Origin of the sequence: Kriegella aquimaris (assembly GCF_900103215.1) — a bacterium.
GTDB lineage: Bacteria > Bacteroidota > Bacteroidia > Flavobacteriales > Flavobacteriaceae > Kriegella > Kriegella aquimaris.
On the sequence record NZ_FNGV01000001.1, the window covers coordinates 208625 to 228056 of the forward strand.

Here is a 19432-nt window from a genome sequence, read left to right on the forward strand (position 1 = left end):
ATGATATAACAAATATAGGAGGCGACACCCATGTTACTTATGTATAAAAAAAGGGTATTTATGTACTTTTAAAGGTTTTGATCGGTCAACGTATATTTTATTGGTGATTTTTGTATAGTTTTGTTGCAAAATTAGCTGGAAATGCAAATATTGGAGACCTATAAACCTTTTGAAATACAAGAATTGGAATTGACCGAGTGGAAACCACGAGCGGTTAAGAATAATTTTTTTGAACTGGTGTTAGTAAAGGAAGGGGCAGGAACCCAATGCATTAATTACAATGAATACACTTTTAATAAAGGCAGCGTGTTTTTGCTTCCACCCTTAAAATGTCATTCATTCGACATACAAGTACCTTCACGTTTTGTTTTTCTAAAATTTACCGACTCATTCTTTAAAAATACCGACCGGCTTTCAGTAGATAGCAATGAATGGTTCAAGGAAGCCTCTTATGTACTTTCCAACTACAACCAATTACCTGGAGATATTATTAAGAGTGATATCGACAGACAGCATCTCGACAGGCTTCTCGCCATAATACTGCAAGAGTCACGCAATTATGGAGAAGACTCCGTTACCCTTGTTAAAAGCCTAATGAAAAGTATTTTGGAAATACTTATCAGAAACATTAGAAAGGGAAGTTTTTTTGAAGTACATCAAAATAATACGGATGAAAGGATTACCAAAATGCTGATTTATATCAACGAACACATTGATAAGCCTGAAAATTTAAAGGTCGACCATTTGGCCAATGTATTTTTAATGTCGACAACCTATGTCAGCGAATTTTTTAAAAAGCAAGTAGGCATGTCGTTGCGTGAATATATTATCAAGGCCAAACTAAGATTGGTTGAAATTCGGCTACTAAATTCCGACTTTACGTTAACAGAAATTGCAGATGACTTAGGTTTTACGGACGTAAGTCATCTCTCCAAAACTTTTAAGCGCTATACGGGAACTTCCGTTCGTGAGTTTAAAAATAATGGAGAGTATATGCTCTTAAAGCGTAGTTCATGCACAGTTTAACGAAATCTTTCAAGACACACTTTACGGTCTTTTCCCTGACTAAGTTACTATGTCACTGTATACGATTGGAAAGGCTGCACCTCTACGTCTAATTTTGGAATCTAGTTGAGGTAGCTTTTGTTTTCCTTGATGTATCGGATGATCAATCGAAAGAACTCCTGTGAAAACGGTTACGCTTATTTAAGTAACGTAACCTTGACGGCATTCATGCCTCTCATTCCTTTTTCGAGTTCAAAAGAAACCTTGTCGTTTTCGTTAATCTCATCTACCAAGCCACTAACGTGTGTAAAGTATTTCTCTTGGTTTTCTGAATCGATGATAAACCCAAAGCCTTTAGAGTGATCAAAGTATGAAACACTGCCATTTCTGACCGGATCAAATTCTTCTTTATCGCTTTCCAGAGTTTTTGGAACTCCTATTACAATACTTTCGGCCTCTACTTTGATTTTTTTGGATGGATCTGGAGGAGTATCGGTTAGGTTACCATTGTGATCCACGTATGCGAATTCAATACCTTTTTTGCCACTCTCTTTGGCCTGCGCCTTTCGCGCTTCCATTTTCTTACGCTTCTCTTCTCTTTTCTTTAAACGCTTTTTTTCTTTTTCACTTTTATTATACGTCTGCTGCGATTTTGCCATTCTTTTTCTTAAGCTGTTTTTAATTAATAATCTAACAAAGATATTGCTTTCCGTTGAACTTATGAAAAAGCTTGACCCTTACCTCCTAATATTAAAGGTTTTATCTTAATATAAAATCTAATTTCTTAAGTCTGAAACCTTAAATTAACACATTCAAAAGATTAACATAAAATACTATATATCAATTTATTAAATTAAAATTTATTACTCAGAATAGACCTCAATTGAATTAATTTCGGGAGACCCGCCTCTATTTGCACAACCAGCCGCTATATAGATCAATCCTTTATTTATAACGGCATTTGTACCATGGCGTCCTTGGTTTAAGAATGCCTTTTTTTCCCACACATCAGTTTTTGGGTCAAAAGCATACATCTGATTATTTGCCAATTTCTCACCTGTTTCGCCGCCCACATAATAGACTTTATTATTCAATTGAACAGCCCCTCCTCCAGCAGATGGAGCTGGTAAAGCGGAAGAATAGGTTGCCCATTTTTCAGTCTTAAAATCGTAATAGTCTACTTCATTTTTTACCGTTGAGAAAAAGGCCGTGAAGTTGCCGGGTTCATGATAACTAGTATTCCGACCGCCTAAAGCAATCAGCTTGTTTCCAACAATAACGGCACTGCTATGGTCCCGAATGTTCGGAGCGTCATCTAAGACTGTCCAAGTTTTTTTTACGGGATCGAACACGTCGAACATCGCATTAGTTCCGCTGGTGTGGCCGAAAGTAATGCCATTAACGATATAGATTTTATTTTTGTAAACGGCGGCACCGGCTCCTCCTCTTCTTCTATTTTCGGGTATTTCAAAAACTTTGTCCCAACTATTGGTTTTAGCGTCAAAAGCATACACGTGGGTTAAGGGTTGCTCTTCAGGATATTTTCCTGAAAGTCCACCCACAACGTAGATTTTCCCATTAACTGAAACGGGAGTCAAATGATGTATTTCCAGGGGAGTGGGCGCCATGGCTTTCCATGTGTTTTGTTTAACATCATATTTCTCTACCGGTTTAATTCCTCGCCCACCCACGAGATATAACCCATTATCATGGGCTACGAAACCACATTCATGACGTTTTGTGCAATCTTCTTGGGGTTCAAGCGTCTTCCATTGCGCATGAAGCGAGGTGGAAACGATAAGTAAAAACGAAAAAAAAGAAATAACTCTTAACATATGCTAGTTTTAATTGAATTTAAAATTTTCGGATACCTTTTCAAAAGCAGTCGGTAATTTACCATTACTGATAGTCGCAGCAGGACCTTGACCTTCGGGAACAAAAGTAGTTCCTTTTGCCAATATGAATTTATCAAATTCGAAACCATCCTCTCGTAAACTGAACATAATTTCATGTTCGCCAGGGGTTTCAATATCGAGATAAATTTTCCAAGGCTCCCCACAATGTACCGCCTCGGTACGTTGTTTGCTTTCCCAATGCCATTTGTGTTTTCCTTCGCACCATTGCATCCGTTGTCCTGAATCCGGCCAGGTACCATCGAGCCCCACGTGAATACCATTATCTTCACCTCCGGCACTGAAGGCACGCACCCAAACATAATACCTTCCGGGATGTTTAAAGGCTACCTTATAATACAAAATTGCCATTTTACCCGGCTCGTTGCTGAAATTTTCACCAGGAATCAGTTTGTCATCATGGGTTATACGTGTATCGGGTAAAACTTCCAAATATGCATTGTTGCTACTCTCAAAAATATGCGGGGTGTCTTCGTCCCGGCCGACGTTAGGCAGGTTCTCTTTATGTGTTACGTACCATTTACGCTGCTCGTCGTGCGTCTGTTTGTAAAAGTATTCGGCTTCTACGGATAGAATTCCATCGATTTCTTCGAAAACAATCCGATCCGATAGTGGTGGTTCCTGAGCATTCGTTTCAAATAGGCACAGGGTGAGACCTAATACTGAAAATAAAAGGGATAAAGCGTACATTCTCTTCATATAGAAAGGTTTAAGTTTTGTGTTTATGACACTAACCCCACGCTGTGTCATATAGTTTAAATATACTTATTTGTTTGATTTATTTGAAGTCAACTTCCAGTTTTAAATCAAATACACTTCTGTTTCGTTTCTACGAAATTGACAAAATTGTCTTTAAGGGCAATGGTTCCTGTTATATTGGCAAAGGATATCGTGTTGACTGCTTAGATATAATGCTGCTCCTGCCCGCTTCCCTTTGATAAAGAATTGTTAAACAGATAATAAAAAAATGAATGTTCATTCTTTTTTAATAGCTTTGTCCCAGAATAAGATAAATAACAAAGTTTGACATTGTTCATTTTTAGAAATTGATAGTATGGCAAAGCTTCAAAAAAGTATTGAAAAAAGGGATGCGCTTATAAGAGCCACTATTAGTTTGGTCAACAATGACGGCTTTCATGCGGCCCCTATGTCGAAGATTGCAAAAATGGCAAATGTATCACCCGCGACCATTTACCTCTACTTCGAGAATAAGCAAGATTTGGTTAACAAGACCTATATCGAAGTGAAATCTACCTTTACGGCTTATGCTTTCAAAACTTATACCCCCACTCTTTCGGTGACCGAAGGTTTTGAACTTGTGTGGAAACGGATTGCCGATTTTAAACTAAAACGATGCGAGGAGGCGATGTTTTTGGCACAATGCGATAACACCCCGATGATTGATGAACCGAGCAGACAAGAAGGTATAAAACATTTACAACCACTGCTTGAATTATGGGAACGCGGAAAGAGTGAAGGTGTCATCAAGCCCATATCCGATTATTTGCTTTACGCCTATGCCATAAATCCTTTATCATTTTTAATGGTCGCCCAACAGCGAGGAGAGTTCAAAATGGATAAGAAGCATATCGAGGAAGCCTACCAAGCCGCTTGGGATGCAATTAAAGTTTAGTACAAAAAAAAGTTAAATACAATAGTACCAAATAGATAAATAGATATGGAATTATTAGATAAATTAAATTGGCGTTATGCCGCCAAAGCCATGAACGGCGAAAAAGTAGCTCAAGACAAAGTTAATCGCATTATCGAAGCGGCAAGGTTGGCACCTACTTCCAGTGGACTACAACCATTTGAAATTATGGTAATTACCAATCAAGAGGTGAAGGAAAAAATTAAGCCGGTGGCTTGGAACCAATCAGTCATTACTGATTGTTCGCACCTCCTAGTTTTTGCCGCTTGGGATACCTATACAGCCGAACGTATCAATAAAATGTTCGACCTAACGAACGACATTCGCGGCTTTAAAAATGAAGGATGGGAGAACTACAGACAACTATTGTTGGACTCCTATCCACAGCGCGATGCCGAAACGAATTTTAACCATGCAGCAAAGCAAGCCTACATTGCATTTTCCCAAGCCATTGCCGCCGCCGCTTTTGAAGGTGTTGATGCTACTCCCTTGGAAGGATTCGATCCCGAAGCAGTCGACGAGATTTTAGGATTGCGTGAAAAAGGATTACGGAGTGCGGTACTGCTTCCCTTAGGATATCGAAAAGAGGAAGAAGACTGGCTGGTAAACTTGGTTAAAGTCAGAAAAAGTACGGAAGACCTGGTCACATTAATCGATTAAATAAAAGATATGAATCAGACGATACTATTAAAAAAGAGGCCGATTGGCAAACCTGCACAAACCGATTTCGAATTTGTAAAAGACGATGCCGACCTTTCGGTTAAGCAAGGAGAATTATTATTGGAGACGCTTTATGTGTCCGTAGACCCCTATTTACGGGGTAGAATGAACGATGCCAAGTCTTACGCACCACCCTTTGAATTAAACCAGCCTATTAAATCAGGAATTGTAGCAAAAGTTATTGCATCTGAGCACCCTAATTTTAAGGAAGGTGACTATGTTTCGGGAATGTTGGACTGGAAGACCAGACAAATTTCCAATGGAGAAGGTTTGTTTAAAGTAGATAAAAACAAAGCCCCCCTAAGTGCTTATTTAGGTATTCTAGGAATGACTGGCTTGACCGCATATCTAGGTCTTACGCAAATTGGAAAGCCAAAGTCTGGAGAGATTTTAATAGTTTCGGGTGCGGCCGGAGCCGTGGGTAGTGTTGTAGGGCAAATAGGTAAAATTCTAGGTTTAAATGTTATTGGCATTGCGGGTAGCGACGAAAAGGTGGCTATGTTAACCGATAAATTCGGATTTGATCATGCCATAAATTACAACACCACTACCGATATGAAATCGGCCATTGCCAAAGCTGCACCCAACGGCGTAGATATTTATTTTGATAATGTCGGCGGGCCTATTTCTGATGCCGTACTGTTCAATATCAACAAATTCGCCCGAATGATTATTTGCGGGGCTATTTCAGTGTATAATAATACCGAAATCCCTAAAAGTATTAGCGTACAACCCTTTTTGGTGAAAAATAGCGCCATGATGCAGGGGTTTATTGTAGGTAATTATGTGGATAAATTTCCTGAAGCCATGAACCATTTGACAACTTGGTTGACTGAAGGGAAACTGACCTATACCGAGACCGTTGTGGAAGGGTTTGAAAACATACCCCAAGCATTTATCGATTTGTTCGATGGAAAAAATAAGGGGAAAATGATTGTTAAAATTTAGATACAATCGCATTAAGTACTAACATTTAAAATAAACGATAATGAACAATTTTGAATATAAAAATCCTACCAAAATCATATTTGGGAAAAATACGATAGAGAAATTAGCTTCTGAAATTCCAAGTGATGCTAAAGTATTACTGCTTTATGGTGGCGGAAGTATCAAGAAAAATGGTATTTACGATCAAGTAAAAACTGCTTTGGGCAAAGTAGCCTTAATAGAGTTTGGAGGAATTCCTGCAAACCCCGAATATGAGGTACTTCTCGAAGCTTTAAAAGTAATAAAAGAACAAAATATCACTTATTTATTGGCCGTTGGGGGTGGTTCGGTTATCGACGGAACCAAATTTTTGTCCGCTGCCGCCCTTTACGAAGGTGATACTCCATGGAATATTCTTAAAAATGGTATACGTCCCGAAAAGGGAATGCCTTTCGGTACGGTACTTACGTTGCCGGCAACAGGCTCCGAAATGAATTCGGGCTCAGTAATCACTAGGAAAGAAACCAAGGAAAAACTAGCTATGGGCGGACCCGGTTTATTTCCCGTATTTTCAATTTTAGATCCACAGGTAATTACATCGATTCCTGAACGTCAATTGGCGAATGGTATTACCGATGCTTTTACACATGTATTGGAGCAATATATGACCTACCCCGCAGGTGGACTATTGCAAGACCGTTTTGCCGAAAGTATTTTACAGACGCTAATCGAAGTAGCGCCCAGAGTTTTGAAAGATCCGACGGATTATGAAGCTGCCGCTAACTTTATGTGGAGTTGCACCATGGCCCTTAATGGATTGATACAACAAGGTGTTCCCGGCGATTGGGCCGTGCATATGATGGGCCACGAACTAACAGCCTTATTTGGAATCGACCATGCGAGAACTTTGGCTGTAATCGCACCAAGCCACTACAAGTATAATTTTGAGGCCAAAAAAGAGAAGTTGGCTCAATATGCCGAGCGTGTCTGGAACGTAACCGAAGGAAGCATTGATGATAAAGCGTATGCCGCAATTGAAAAAACAGAGGCTTTTTTCAAAGGTTTGGGCATCGATACCAAACTATCGGATTATACTTCGGAATATGAAGGAACTGCCGAAAAGATCGGACAACGATTTACCGAGCGTGGCTGGAAAGGTCTTGGTGAACACAAAAATTTGACTCCTGACGATGCAGAGAAGATTGTAAAAATGGCTTACTAGAATTAGAAATTTTTAAAATAAAAAAGATGAAAATATTATTTGTTTTAACCTCTCATGATAAACTGGGAGACACTGGAAAGAAAACAGGATTTTGGATTGAAGAATTCGCCAATCCCTATTATACCTTATTGGATAAAGGAGCTGATATTACATTAGCCACCCCTCAAGGAGGTGTTGCACCTATTGACCCGAGCAGCGATACTCCCGATGCCAGTACAAAAGATACCGAGCGTTTCAAAGAAGATGCGATTGCCCAAGAGAAAATCAAGAACACCAAGGTTTTGGCCGAAATAAATCCAAATGATTATGATGCGGTATTCTATCCTGGTGGTCACGGACCTTTATGGGATTTGGCAACTGATAAAAATTCAATTATCCTAATTGAGACCTTTAACAAACAACATAAACCTATTGCTTTTGTTTGTCACGCTCCTGCAGCCTTAAAAGGCGTTAAAGATGAAAATGGCTCACCTTTGGTAAAAGGCAAAAAAGTAACCGGTTTCACGAATAGTGAGGAAGCTGCGGTACAGTTAACCAATGTAGTTCCATTTTTAGTTGAAGACATGTTAAAAGAAAATGGAGGAATTTATTCCAAAGGAGATGATTGGGCGGCTTATGCCGTTCAAGAAGGAAATTTGATTACGGGCCAGAACCCCGCATCTTCAGAATTGGTTGCCGAAAAACTGTTGGCATTACTTAAATAGTTACAAGAACCCTGAATAATAAATAAAGCAAGTGTCAAAACACTTGCTTTATTTTTTTAAGCATTTTATGGCATTAAGTGCCACTACATATTCAAAGAGTTCTTGTTTATGAATTCCAAAAACTGTGGTTTATATTGTTCGGAAACCGTAATGCGCTGGTTATTGATGATAATTTGACTTCGTTCAACAACTTCTACGTTTTTTAAAGAAACAATAAAAGACCGATGTACCCTCATAAAATCAGATGGCGGGAGTTCTTCCTGTAACAATTTAAGACTCATTATGGTCAAAATTGGCTTGGGGTTATCCTTTAACCAAATTTTTATATAATCTTTCAATCCTTCAAAGTAAAGAACATCCGACAACTTGATGCGCAGTTGTTTGTATTCAGATTTTACAAAAAGAAATTCTTTTTCATCAGAAACAGAGGTCCGACTATTTCCTTTCACCAATGTAAACCATTCTAAGGCTTTATTTGACGCAGACAAAAACTCGGCATAATCAAAAGGTTTCAATAAATAATCCAAGGCTTCCACTTTAAAACCTTCTAAGGCATATTCGTCAAAAGCGGTGGTGAAAATAACCCGTGTATGTTTCGGCAACATTTTAGAAAACTCAAGACCGGTAAGATCTGGCATCTGTATATCTAGAAACAGCACATCTACGGTTTCGGTTTTTATAAACTGAAGTGCATCAATAGCACTACTACATTTCTTTTTTAGCTTTAGAAAAGGCGTTTTCTCCACATAGCTTTCTACCAAATTAAGCGCCATAGGTTCATCGTCTACAATCATACAGGTAAGTTGTATAGCTTCCATTTAAGTTTCAAGTTTTAGTGGTTAATAAGGGATTTTTCTGTATTTACTCTACGGTGTATCTAACAAGTACCTCATTGTCTAAAATTACATTGGTAGACCATATGAATCGAGCATCTGCTGCACTATTGTCAAAAACATCTATAAAGTTGGTGTATGCCGGTTTATTATCAACGCCTATTGCAGCATTTGTAAATTCGGTTGCTTTAGGCCATTTACTATCATCAAAGTCTGCTGATTGCCAATTTAAAGGTGTTTTCCAATGCAAAGCATAATACGATGTACCATCATTAGAATCTTCAGTATTGCAAGTACCAGTTAATCTTAAAGTACCTTCTTCAGAAGCACAAGACAAATCTCTTAAAGGTGCTGTATAAAATGTTTGGGCCTTCCAATTAGAGTTTGTAGTGGCAATTATATCATCTTTCGAATCTTTAAAAACAGCTACCATGCCACCATCTCCTGGGTGAAATGCTTGTCCTCTATTAGCTTCAGAGCCTAAGCCACTATTTTCTTCCCAATCTACTAATTTCATGGCTATTGTAAAAGGAGTAGTTACTTTAAACCGAACTATATTAGAATTGAATTGCGTAAAAGGCACATTGTCTTTTCCTACTGGAATTCCATTGATGTACATTTCAAAATAGTTGTCGGCAAAAACATAGGCCGTAATTATTTCACCATCGGCATCAACTTCTATAATATCTGTTCCATCTAAAGCTGCTAATGCTTCATCTGCAGATGTATATTCTATTTTTGTGCAAGGATTAAACAAATCCGATGCAAAAGGAAAGCTATCATCGGTAAAATTAACTTCAGCAGGAACAGTCCACTGACTACCATCTTTTGCTGTAGATATTCCCATTGGAGCTTCTCTACCTCTATCGCATTCAAAAATATTTTGAGTTACCATTGTTGCGGGTCCTTGAGATACAGAAGCCGTACCATTGTATACTTCTGAATTTTCAGCCGTGGTTTTTTTACCGTTTTTACAAGCTATCATAGTAAAAGAGGCGAATAGAAAAAATAATATAGCGTTTTTTAAATGTGTCATTTATGATTGTTTTTTATTTAATTAGAATCTACAAATGTTAAAGTAGTTCTGTCAATAATTTCAACAGTTGTCAATGCATCCATAAACACATTATAATTTACATCTAAACTATGTTTATTAGGCAAAGTAGTAGATGTTTCTGATAAGGCATAAAGTGCTATGGTGTATTCATGTTTACCTTTTCCGCGAGAACAAGGTGATGTGTATGATATGGCTGCACCATCTTTATTAGCCCCCATAAACCAATTACCTTTAGATGCCACTTTATATGGTATTCCCGTGGTTTCGGAATCAATACCCCAAAATAACAAGTATGAATTGATTTCAGTCATGTCATCTTTCTTCGGATAATGATACATAACAATAGCTAAAGATTTAGTGCCATCAGGTACATTTTGCCATTAAAGCGGTATGGAGTTTTCAATATCATTTACCTTCTCTTCACTTGTAAGCATTCAGTAAAACCCCATTCTCTATCGCGATGCTTGTTAGTTTAAAATTTGAATGGATTGTTTTAAAATCATCATGATTCACATTTGTACTCGCTTTGTTACTGTTTTTACAAGACACTCAACAAATTAAAACACTGGCTACTAAAAATTTTAAATAGCTCATTTTTGTCTTCGCTTATAAGTTTTAACTGTTGATGTACCATCTGGATTTATAAATTGATACGTATAAGTTTCTGCACTGTCCCAATTATAGTTTATGACATATTCCTTTGAATCTAAACTGTATATCAATGAATATGAATTTTTTCCTAAAGATTTAAAATCAATAATTTCAGCACCTCGCAATGGTCTTAATGCAGGCCGTAATTCATGTGTTCTAGGTTGAGGATAAACTTGATTTTCTGGTGCTTTTGTTTTTGGGTCTAATTTCACTTCTCCTCTCATACCTGCGATTAAATAAGGATATTCTTTAATAGCATGGTATTGATACGAGCCATCTGAGTTTGTTTTTCCTAAATATTGATCCAATGTATCTGTTGTTTCGCCATACACAGGAAAACCATCAACAGCGTAAGCTACAGGGTTGCCAACTCCAACTTGATCTTGCAAGTGCAAAGGTGGTAAATGGTAATGATAATCGTCCGCACGTCCACAATGTCCGCCCCAATTGTCTAATTCTCCAATAGCATTAGCATCTTCGCCTCTATTATTTAAAGGGTTAAAAATGGGAATTCCATTTACAGCAACAGCAATTGCTCCTTTTAGCAAATTTGTTTTTGTAGATAGCGGGTTCTCTGCCATTTTTGGATGGAAAGGTATGGCCCAACTATTATCACCTTTGTAATTTTGATTAATAGGTACTTGTTGTTGCCAATTTGTTATACCGACCATCATGTCATGATCTGGTAACCCATTAGATGAAATATAGAGGTAATTTTCATCTACATGTGTTTCAACATCATCAAATTTCGTGAAAAATGATTGCATGATAGAAATATCGTTTTGGGGAACATTTACCCCATTAGATTTGTCTGATTTGATGTTTTTACAAGAAACAACTAAAATCATTGCTACACCCAGAATTCCATAAGTCAAGTGCACTACTTTTTTGCGTTTTATCAGGTTATAAATAGAGAAACACAGTAAACATCCACCTAAAAGTATAAGAGACAAATTTAATTTTGAGGGTGGCTGAGAATTTAAAGATTGAATGAATTCACTTTTGGTTTTAATATACTTTTGATCTGCATTGGAAAAGTCTGAAATTTTATATGTTTTAATATCGTGGTTTCCATCCACAAGCCAGACTTCATTATTTTCATACTTAATAAAATCAGCTTTAACTATTTCATTTGTAGTTGTCAATTCCCACTGTTTCAGTGATACTCCATGTCCACCTTCATGAGCAAATAGATTGCTGTTTATTATTAAAAAAAAGAGTAGTAGTATTTTGTTCTTCATATACTTCAGTATAATTACTAAAAACTAATTATTTACAGCAGCTATTAAATATGCCAACATAGGTTCTCGTTTTAAAATTATGCACTTAGATTAATTATGTGCCTGTTAGGTTTCTATTTTCAAGTGTATCGAATAAATTCCCTCTTTTAGTTGCTTTTGAAAAGTATGTTTATTTGGATATAGCAATTGTAATCTTTTTTCCAAATTCTCCAACCCAATGCCCGAACCACTTTTGTCATCGTTTTCTTTGGGAAAATTATAATTCTCAATATTGAAAATTACCGTTTTTTCCTGACAAGTCATTTCTAGCGATATTAAACTTTCGGAATTCGCTGAAACGCCATGTTTAAAGGCGTTCTCTATAAGTGATATAAATAATAACGGAGCTATTTTAATATTGGTTTCCCCTAAAGGAAAAATGGCTTCTATTTTCGTTTTTTCGCTGAGACGTAATTTCATTAAATCGATATACTTTTCCATAAAATCGATTTCTTTTGAAAGCGGCACCAACTCCGTTTTTGTTTCATACAATAAATAGCGCATAAGTTTGCTCAAGCTATGGATTGTCGTTTTCGCTTTTTCCGGGGAAATATCCACTAACGAATAGATATTGTTCAGCGAATTGAAAAAGAAATGGGGCTGCAATTGGTACCGAAGATGTTGTAATTCAGATTGCAATTTAACATTGGTCGCTTCTTTGCGCTCTGCCTCTGTCTTTGCCCATCGTTTTGTGGTCTTTATGGCTATAGCAAAAAGTAGCGGTGCCATATACGATAACATCTGTACATAAATAATCATTTTTAATGGAGGTCCACTTCTTTCGCTATCCTGTGGTTTTCTAGTCAGGTCTTGAAAAAAATTATTCTCTATTTGCTCTTTTGCCAATAGGAAAAAAGCAATAATAACAACGTTAATGATGATAAATTCAAGTGTTTTTTTGGTAAAAAAATACCTATCTATTAAAACGAAATAATTTAAATAGAAAATGATGGCATAAAAGAACAACGGAATCCAAAAATGAGCTATGATCCGGTTAATTTCCTGTTCCTGTCCGTACGACAAGATATAGGGCAGACTGAATAAGACAAACCAAATCAGGGCGTGCGAAAAGAAAATTATTTTTTTGTTTTTATGCATAACTATTTATTCATAACGCAGTGCAGTAATCGGATCTAGTGAAGATGCTTTTCGTGCCGGGTACCATCCGAAAAAGATGCCTGTTATAGCACAAACAGCAAAAGAAATTACTATTGAATATAAGGCAACACTTGTAGGCCAATTCAAGAATTTTTCGATGAATACCGTAGCACCAAGCCCTAAGATGACTCCTAAGATGCCACCTGTAATGCTTATTAGTATGGCTTCAATTAAAAATTGCATTAAAATATCGGAGCCCTTACCTCCTACTGCCATTCGTAAACCAATTTCTTTAGTACGCTCCTTTACCGAAACATACATAATATTCATAATACCAATACCACCAATTAACAAGGAAATACTTGCTACTGCTACTAAAAGGATGGTTAACATCTCACTAGTTGAACTAAAAGTTGAGATTAATTCTTCCATAGAGCGTACATGAAAATCGTCATCGTCACTATCCATTAATTTATGTTGCGAACGTAAAATTTCCGTTACTTGTGTTACTGCATCAGGAGCATCATCTTCACTAATGGCAGAAGCCATTATTTGATTTAAATAATCAATAGCCAAAATACGTTTTTGTACGGTTGTGTAGGGCGCAATAACAACATCATCCTGATCTTGACCAAAGGTGTTTTCGCCTTTTTCTTCCAACACACCAATTACTTTAAATGGAATATTATCAAAACGAATCATTTGCCCTACGGGATCTTGACCGTCAGGAAATACATTATCAACCACTGTTTGTCCAATTAAAGCAACTTTAGAGGCTGACTTTACTTCGGCATCGGTAAACATACTTCCACTTTGTAAATCCACTACTTTTATGTTTAAGTACTCGGGATTTACACCATAAATAGTACTTGGCCAGTTATTAGAACCGTTTATAACTTGTCCGCCACCATTTACTACTGGAGTTATGTAGCTTAATAATGTTGCTTCTTGTTTGATCTTTTCATAATCTTTAAGCGTCAATGTTTGTACATCTCCACCACTTCCTCTTGCTGGACCTCTATTATCGGCACCTGGTCTAATAGTAATCATGTTAGAACCCATACTTGAAATGGTTTCTCTAATACTTTCTTTAGAGCCTTCTCCAATGGCTAGCATAGCAATTACTGAAGCTACACCAATGATGATACCCAGCATGGTAAGCAATGTTCTTGTTTTATTAAGAACGATGGCTTTAAATGCGATTTTTAATAAATTTATTAGTCTCATAATTAATGTTCCTCTTTAGGTAATTTTGCTAATTCTGCGGAGGCAGATTGTACTTTTTGGTTCAGTTTATCCTGAATAATATTTCCATCTTTTAATACAATAGTTCTATTGCTAAATGTTGCAATATCTGGTTCGTGAGTAACAAATATTATGGTTATGCCTTGTTTGTTTAACTCTTGAAAAATTGACATGATTTCGTAGGCAGTTCTTGTGTCTAGATTTCCTGTAGCCTCATCTGCAAGTATCATAACTGGGTTGTTTACCAATGATCTTGCAATAGCCACACGTTGTTGTTGACCACCTGAAAGTTGGGAAGGGGTATGATCCATTCTGTCTTTTAAACCAACCATTTCTATTGCTTTTATAGCTCTCTCCCTTCGCTCCTCTGAAGACACTTTACTATTATAGAACAAGGGTAATTCTACATTTTCTAAAGCTGATGTTCTTGCCAATAGATTATAAGATTGAAAAATAAATCCTATTTTTTCATTTCGTATAGTAGCCAGTTGGTTTTTACTTAAATCCTTCATTTTTACCCCATCAATTTCGTAAATTCCAGAAGTTGGTTGATCTAGACACCCCAAAATGTTTAGCAAAGTACTTTTCCCCGAACCACTAGAGCCCATTATGGTAACAAATTCTCCTTCATTTATTGTAAAAGAGATACCTCGAAGAGCGCGTACTGTTTCCGCTCCCATGATAAACTCACGTGTTAAATCTTCTATTTTTATGATTTCTTTGCTCATTATCGCTTACTTTTTCTTACCTCCCGGTCGTTGTGGCATAAACGGACTCTCGTTCGTTGCTTCTTTTGAAATTTCAGATTTACTAACACTTTTTAAACTATATACCAATTTTTCACCATCCGTAACACCACTTACTATCTGCACGTTCACACCATCACTTGCTCCCAAGGTGACTTTTTTGGGTGAAATGGACCCATCGGTTCCATATATCCAAACCGTACTTTCACTATCCTCTTCGGGCATCGGTTTGTCCTGCGGCGGTTTTACCGATATATTTTGTTGTTTCTTATAGTCCATCAAAATTAGTGGGTTTGGCTTAAAATTAATGGCTTTGGCCTCGGTAACCAATACATCTTTTAACTCTAAGGTATAGATAGAGATGGTGGCCGTGAGACCGGGTTTTAACTTTAATTCGGGATTATCCGCTTTGATAACAACCGTGTAAGTAACAACATTAGAGGTTACCGTGGGGTCTAACCGTACTTGTGTGACGGTTCCCTCAAATTCATGGCCTTGATAGGCATCAACTGTAAAGCTTACACGCTGCCCTTCTTTTACTTCGCCTATATCAGCTTCATCAACATCAGCCTCTACTTGCATCTCCCTTAAATCTTGAGCAATCGTAAAAAGTGTCGGTGTGCTATAACTTGCCGCAACCGTCTGTCCTTCATCAATATCCCTAGACAACACCACACCGTCTATAGGTGAGTAAATATTGGCATATCCTAAATTGGTCCTTGCTTTTTGTAGGTCTGATAAACGTTGTGTAACGGTGCCTTTTGCGGTTTGAATATTATATTGGGCATCGTCAAAATCGGATTTACTGATGACCTGATTATCATACAAGGTTTTTTGCCTATCGAAAATGGTTTGCATGTAATCTCTTTGACTCACCGCATTATCATAGGCTGCTTGTGCTTGTGTAAGTGCGGCCTTAAGATTTGTTTTATCCAATTCGGCAATTAATTGTCCTTCGGTCACGATGCTATTATAATCTACATATATTTTTTCGACGACTCCCGAAACTTGCGTACCCACTTCCACTTGGGTAATTGGCTCAATTGTTCCTGTTGCAGTGACCATTGTGGTTACATTTCCGGTTTGGGCGGTAACCGTTTTGGCTTCAATGACAACACTATCACTCCCTTTCAGAAAGCTATAGCCTACAACAGCTAGTATTACCAAGACGATACCGCCGATAATGATGTTTTTTTTATTTTTCATTTTGACTAAAGTTTAATTTCGTTTCCTTGATAGAATTGTAAAAGTTGATGGTATAAAATATTTAAGTATTTAGCTTGTAAATAGTTTTGTTGGGCATTGGTAAACGTGTTTTGGCTTATCACCAGGTCTGTGGTACTCAAAGCACCCAATTCATATTTTTTCTGAGCTAGGTTGTAGGATTGTTCCGCTGCCATTTGGGATGCTTCTGCAGCTACAAGTTGTTCTTGAGATGAAAGCGTATTCTGATAGGCTGTTTCAACTTTTAGTATAACTTCTTTTTCAACCATCTGTTTTTGTAATTCAGCCTTTTCAATATTAAAAGAAGCAATTTGTACGGCAGATTTTGTTTGATTTCTATTGAAAATCGGTACACTTAAACTTAATCCTAATCTTTGATTGAAATTGACATCTAACTGATCATAAAATATATTGTCACTTAAACTTGTATAACCAGAACCAAGGCTACCGGTTAATGATAATGTAGGTAAGAAACCTCCTTTTGCGATATCCAGTTCCTTTTCGTTAATAGCAATGTTTGCCTTGCTCGCCTCTACTTCCGGCAAATACTCCAAAGCATTGGTGTAAATAGCTTCCTTATTGAGTTCTAGATTTATTAAATCCATATTCTCATCGATAGTTTCGATTTCCAGATTTTCTAAAGGCGATAATTCCAATAGTTGTTTTAAGGTGATGATGTTTAGCGCGTAATCATTTTTAGCAGTAATTACATTGAATTTATTAGTTGCCGCCTGACTTTGCGCCTCGGTATAATCGCTTAGGGCAATAGAACCAGCTTCTAAACGTGATTTGGCTCGTAAAACTTCTTTTTCGGAAGCGTTAAGGTTATTCTCAGCTATTGAAATTGCTTCCTTACTATATAGTGTTTGTAAATAAGATTCAAGAATGCTAATAACAATACTGTTCTTGGCTTCTTCAGCTAATAAACTATTTTCTTCTAGTAATAACTTATTTTGTTGGACCTGGTTATTCAGCTGATTTCCTTGAAACAGGGTCATAGAACTATTGATACCTAAATTGGTATTGTGAATTTGATCAGACACATAGTCGCTTGTAATAGGGTCAATTGTAGTGCCGTTAGAAAAGCTTTGTGAGGCGCTCCCAAATAAATTAGGAAGCTTGGCCGATTTCGACCTACTGTAATCAACTTCAGATATACTTTCATTTAGGTTGGCATCCTTTACGGTAATGTTGTTGTCTATGGCATACGTGATACAATCTTGTAATGACCAGATTTTGGTTGGCTGATTATCGGCCACCTCTTGTGCCGATACCAGTAATGTGCCACAGAGAAATAATATAAGTGAAAATATTTTCATTATTGAGCGTATTATAATTTACACTCCAAAAGTCAACATATACTACAGTATTTTAAAAGGAAATAGAAGTTCTGATAGATTTGCTATACAAAAAGTCTAATTCTATCGATGGAAAATTATAAGTTTTGGCAGAAGCTCAATCAATATTTCACGTCATGTGGGTAACTCTAATTTATAAGATCGGATGCTGAGTCTAGCATTCCCTCCATTTTTAAACTACTTTATAATTAGACAAATTTTTAGTAAGATGCACAACTTTTCAAAGACATTGTTCGAAACCCACATAGCAATCACTAAGCGGTCGGTTCTGGTAAGTTATATGGAATTTGGATACCTTTGCAACTTTTAAAATAGCTCATAATGCCCTTAAAAAACATCTGCCTTCTAATCGTGATTGCCTGTTTTTACCAATATGCAAATAGCCAATTGGTCAATATTGAATCAAAACGTATGCAGCGCGATTCGGTACGTTTTGCCTTGAAAAGTGATGTGTTATTTGATTACACGGACAATAATGGAAATTATATTTTGCAAATTGGCTCCAATGTAACAACCCAGCTCAAATCTAAAGACCTTAAAAAGATTTACTTTTTCATCGGTAATTACAACTTGATCCGAAGTAAGGCAGAGGATTTTCAAAATTCCTGGTTTCTCCATTTTCGGTATAATCAAAAGCTATCGAATCTCTTTCGCTTAGAAGCATTTTTACAAAACCAGAACAATACGTTGTTGACAATAACGAGCAGAAACTTAATTGGGGCAGGTATTCGTTTAAAATTGATATCCAAGGAAAACACCAAGGCCTATTTAGGCAATGCCTATATGTATGAAATAGAAAAAATCGATGAGCTCGATCAACAGTTTTATAACCATAGAAATAGTAGTTATTTTTCGGTGACCCATGCATTAACGCAGGCAAAGCTAGATTTTACGGGCACTGTATATTTTCAGCCTTTGTACCGTTATATTGGCAACCATAGAATTTTGTGCCAATTGAAAGCCGAAATGCCCTTGACCAATATTTTAAGTGTTTCGGCACTTTACAATTATTTTTACAGCAGTTTTTCGCCCAATGCCGAGAATGACCGTTCATCGAATATAAGTCTCGGACTTACTTTTACGCTGTAAACTATTGCTATAAAGGGAAGTATACGTTTATCAGTTCTTAAACGCTACGATTATGAAATTTTATAATGAAGTCAGCATTGTCCAAGAACCACTTCAAATGCCAGTTTATAGCTTGATTTTTGAGTAGCAGCGGTTCTTTTTCTACGCAACACTGTTATTCTATCGACATCAAATTTATGTTCATAGGTAATGTCTTTAAAATAATTCCAGCTATTGGTATATTGTTTATCATTATTACTACGGGCAATGGTTATATGAGGCTCCCGTAAAACTTGCGCTATTTGCTTTGATATATGGAAACGTTGGCGTAGAACGGTTGTCAATAATCTTTGGACGCGTATTATCTCTTCCTTTTCGGTTTTCAAGTAGACTAGACCATTCTTTTGAAACCCGTGAAACCCCGAGACACCTATTTCGAAACCTTTGAGTTGGTTCAAATACATATCGAATTCCTGTTTTAAAGCAGATTCACGTGAACTTAGTAAATCAAAATGGCACAAACTTATATGTGCTTTTGAATTGATGTAATGGGCGCGACCGAACCTTTCGTGATATAATTTTTTAAAAAAGGAGACATTGTTAGTTATGGTTTCGGAAGGGCTCACAACTACTAAGTATTCGTTAATGTCGCTGTCAAATTCAAAAAGCACGATGAAATGGTTTTAAAGACCTTGGCCAAAAATTGTTGACCAAGGTCGTTAAGTATAGT

The 19432-nt window shown here is 36.9% G+C and carries 19 protein-coding genes and 1 pseudogene; 7 read left to right on the plus strand and 13 right to left on the minus strand.

Translation table 11 applies throughout. The features are described from left to right. Positions 1 to 141: 141 nt before the first annotated feature. Positions 142 to 1026, plus strand: coding sequence for an AraC family transcriptional regulator (locus tag BLS33_RS00935; protein ID WP_089884374.1), 885 nt, complete (start codon positions 142 to 144; stop codon positions 1024 to 1026). A gap of 176 nt (positions 1027 to 1202) precedes the next feature. Here the strand turns inward: BLS33_RS00935 and BLS33_RS00940 are convergent, their stop codons facing one another. The 3 genes from BLS33_RS00940 to BLS33_RS00950 form a co-directional block, all read right to left on the minus strand. Then, a complete protein-coding gene (locus BLS33_RS00940) occupies positions 1203 to 1664 on the minus strand; it encodes a cold-shock protein (protein WP_089884376.1) in 462 nt (153 codons plus the stop codon). A 204-nt stretch (positions 1665 to 1868) separates the two neighbouring features. Then, positions 1869 to 2840: a Kelch repeat-containing protein gene (locus tag BLS33_RS00945; protein WP_089884378.1), complete on the minus strand. Its 972-nt coding sequence runs from the start codon at positions 2838 to 2840 to the stop codon at positions 1869 to 1871. Positions 2841 to 2849: 9 nt separating this feature from the next. Next, positions 2850 to 3617, minus strand: coding sequence for a hypothetical protein (locus BLS33_RS00950; RefSeq protein ID WP_218129518.1), 768 nt, complete (start codon positions 3615 to 3617; stop codon positions 2850 to 2852). Between the two features lie 355 nt (positions 3618 to 3972). On the opposite strand from BLS33_RS00950, the gene BLS33_RS00955 reads away from it, so the two are divergent. The 5 genes from BLS33_RS00955 to BLS33_RS00975 are packed head-to-tail and all read left to right on the plus strand — an operon-like array spanning position 3973 to position 8142. Next, a complete protein-coding gene (locus BLS33_RS00955; RefSeq protein ID WP_089884380.1) occupies positions 3973 to 4551 on the plus strand; it encodes a TetR/AcrR family transcriptional regulator in 579 nt (192 codons plus the stop codon). Positions 4552 to 4596: 45 nt separating this feature from the next. Next, positions 4597 to 5229: a nitroreductase family protein gene (locus BLS33_RS00960; RefSeq protein WP_089884382.1), complete on the plus strand. Its 633-nt coding sequence runs from the start codon at positions 4597 to 4599 to the stop codon at positions 5227 to 5229. Positions 5230 to 5238: 9 nt separating this feature from the next. Next, positions 5239 to 6237: an NADP-dependent oxidoreductase gene (locus tag BLS33_RS00965; RefSeq protein WP_089884384.1), complete on the plus strand. Its 999-nt coding sequence runs from the start codon at positions 5239 to 5241 to the stop codon at positions 6235 to 6237. Positions 6238 to 6277: 40 nt separating this feature from the next. Continuing rightward, positions 6278 to 7438: an iron-containing alcohol dehydrogenase gene (locus tag BLS33_RS00970; protein WP_089884386.1), complete on the plus strand. Its 1161-nt coding sequence runs from the start codon at positions 6278 to 6280 to the stop codon at positions 7436 to 7438. A gap of 26 nt (positions 7439 to 7464) precedes the next feature. Continuing rightward, positions 7465 to 8142 (plus strand): type 1 glutamine amidotransferase domain-containing protein, encoded by a 678-nt coding sequence (locus tag BLS33_RS00975; RefSeq protein WP_089884388.1) that lies wholly within the window; start codon positions 7465 to 7467, stop codon positions 8140 to 8142. Between the two features lie 83 nt (positions 8143 to 8225). Here the strand turns inward: BLS33_RS00975 and BLS33_RS00980 are convergent, their stop codons facing one another. From BLS33_RS00980 to BLS33_RS01020, 9 genes and pseudogenes are all read right to left on the minus strand, one after another. After that, a complete protein-coding gene (locus BLS33_RS00980; protein ID WP_218129519.1) occupies positions 8226 to 8960 on the minus strand; it encodes a LytR/AlgR family response regulator transcription factor in 735 nt (244 codons plus the stop codon). Positions 8961 to 9003: 43 nt separating this feature from the next. Beyond that, a complete protein-coding gene (locus BLS33_RS00985; protein WP_089884390.1) occupies positions 9004 to 10011 on the minus strand; it encodes a hypothetical protein in 1008 nt (335 codons plus the stop codon). Positions 10012 to 10028: 17 nt separating this feature from the next. After that, positions 10029 to 10400 (minus strand): annotated as a pseudogene (locus BLS33_RS00990) (hypothetical protein); the annotation flags it as partial. A gap of 222 nt (positions 10401 to 10622) precedes the next feature. After that, a complete protein-coding gene (locus BLS33_RS00995; protein WP_089884394.1) occupies positions 10623 to 11924 on the minus strand; it encodes a YHYH protein in 1302 nt (433 codons plus the stop codon). A 105-nt stretch (positions 11925 to 12029) separates the two neighbouring features. Continuing rightward, complete coding sequence (locus BLS33_RS01000; protein WP_089884396.1) at positions 12030 to 13061, minus strand: sensor histidine kinase; 1032 nt, start codon at positions 13059 to 13061, stop codon at positions 12030 to 12032. A 6-nt stretch (positions 13062 to 13067) separates the two neighbouring features. Beyond that, on the minus strand, positions 13068 to 14288 hold the full coding sequence (locus tag BLS33_RS01005) for an ABC transporter permease (RefSeq protein ID WP_089884398.1): 1221 nt from the start codon (positions 14286 to 14288) through the stop codon (positions 13068 to 13070). A 2-nt stretch (positions 14289 to 14290) separates the two neighbouring features. After that, positions 14291 to 15034, minus strand: a complete 744-nt coding sequence (locus tag BLS33_RS01010; RefSeq protein ID WP_089884400.1) for an ABC transporter ATP-binding protein — start codon at positions 15032 to 15034, stop codon at positions 14291 to 14293. Between the two features lie 6 nt (positions 15035 to 15040). Continuing rightward, a complete protein-coding gene (locus BLS33_RS01015) occupies positions 15041 to 16258 on the minus strand; it encodes an efflux RND transporter periplasmic adaptor subunit (RefSeq protein ID WP_089884402.1) in 1218 nt (405 codons plus the stop codon). Positions 16259 to 16263: 5 nt separating this feature from the next. Next, a complete protein-coding gene (locus tag BLS33_RS01020; protein WP_089884403.1) occupies positions 16264 to 17595 on the minus strand; it encodes a TolC family protein in 1332 nt (443 codons plus the stop codon). Between the two features lie 360 nt (positions 17596 to 17955). Here BLS33_RS01020 and BLS33_RS01025 point away from each other — a divergent pair, with 360 nt between their 5' ends. Beyond that, positions 17956 to 18723 carry a DUF481 domain-containing protein gene (locus tag BLS33_RS01025; protein ID WP_089884405.1) on the plus strand — a complete coding sequence of 256 codons (768 nt, stop codon included), beginning with the start codon at positions 17956 to 17958 and terminating at the stop codon, positions 18721 to 18723. Between the two features lie 71 nt (positions 18724 to 18794). Here BLS33_RS01025 and BLS33_RS01030 read toward each other — a convergent pair whose 3' ends face one another. Beyond that, entirely contained in the window at positions 18795 to 19373 is a 579-nt protein-coding gene (locus BLS33_RS01030) for a 2'-5' RNA ligase family protein (protein ID WP_176801295.1), read from the minus strand. Between the last annotated feature and the right edge of the window lie 59 nt (positions 19374 to 19432).